Source organism: Saccharomonospora iraqiensis subsp. paurometabolica YIM 90007, from assembly GCF_000231035.2.
Classification (GTDB): domain Bacteria; phylum Actinomycetota; class Actinomycetes; order Mycobacteriales; family Pseudonocardiaceae; genus Saccharomonospora; species Saccharomonospora paurometabolica.
This window is the reverse complement of the sequence record NZ_KI912223.1, coordinates 3489-4709: the sequence shown is the minus strand read 5'-3', so window position 1 is coordinate 4709 and position 1221 is coordinate 3489. Positions and strand designations below refer to the sequence as shown.

The window sequence follows — 1221 nt, the reverse complement described above, 5'->3', positions numbered from 1 at the left end:
CGCGCGGCCAGCCCGCGCCGCTGCGGGTCGGTGTCCGGGTCACACACCGCCGCGCGGAGTTCGCCCACCAGCTCGGACAACACCAGCGCCCGGCCCCGGGAGTGCTCCCGCACGTCCGGCGCGGCCTCGTCGGCCGCCCCGGTGAGGTCGAGGTCGTCCAGGAACCGGGACGGCTGTTCGTCCTCCCCCTGCACCGCACCGAGCAGCAGGACGTCCCGGGCACGGCTCGCGGCGAGGTGGAACAGCCGTCGTTCCTCGGCCAGCAGCGGCGCCGTCGCCGAGACCGACTCGCTGTCCACACCGGACAGCAGGTCGACGAGCCGTTCCACCCCGAGCAGCGACCCGCGCAGCCGCAGGTCCGGCCAACTCCCCTCCTGCAGCCCGACCACGGCGACGACCGTCCACTCCCGGCCCGCGGCGCCGTGCGCGGTCAGCAGGGACACCCCCGTGCCGCGCGCGGCGACCGGGGCGAGGCTGTCCCCGGCGATGTGCTGCGAGCCGAGGTACTCGGCGAATCCGGCGACACTCGCCCGCGGGAGCCGGTCGACATACCGCCCCGCCGCGTCGAACAACGCCACGACGGCGTCCAGGTCGCGGTCGGCGCGCGCGCCGAGCGAACCCCCCCGGGCGGCCTGCCGCACCAGCTTGTCCTGCAGACCGCTGTCCTGCCACACCCGCCACAGCACGTCCTCCACCCCGGCACCCGCGGCCACGGCCTCGCGGGCGCCGGTGAGCAGCCCGCCGACCCGCCGCACCGGGGCGGCCTCGGCGTCGGCGAGACCGGCGAGCACGTCCCCGTCCCGCAGCGCCCGCACCAGCAGTTCGTCACTGGAGCGTTCCCCGCCCGCGGCGAGTTCCAGCCGGCGCAGTCCGCGGCGGAGCCTGCGCAGTGCCAGCGGATCGGCGCCGCCGAGCGGTGAGGACAGCAGCATCTCCGCGGTGTCGGCGTCCAGCGAGTCCGGGTCGGCGACCACCCGCAGCAGCGTCAACAGGGGGCGGACCCCGGGGTGGCGGGACAGCGGCAGCTCCTCGGTGGTGGTGGCCACCGGGATTCCCGCCGCCGCCAGCGCCCGCTGCAGCACCGGCAGCGAGCGCGACGCCGACCGCGTCAGCACCGCCATCTCCGACCACGGGACGCCGTCGAGCAGATGCGCGCGGCGCAGCTGGTCGGCCACCCACGCCGCCTCCGCGGCCGGCGTCGGCGACAGCCGGGTGCGCACC

1 protein-coding gene is annotated in these 1221 nt (G+C 77.2%); it reads right to left on the bottom strand.

The genetic code is table 11. From position 1 onward, the window contains the following. The coding region (locus SACPADRAFT_RS26455) for a 3'-5' exonuclease (protein ID WP_040924117.1) at window positions 1–1221 on the bottom strand (1221 nt) is incomplete at both ends.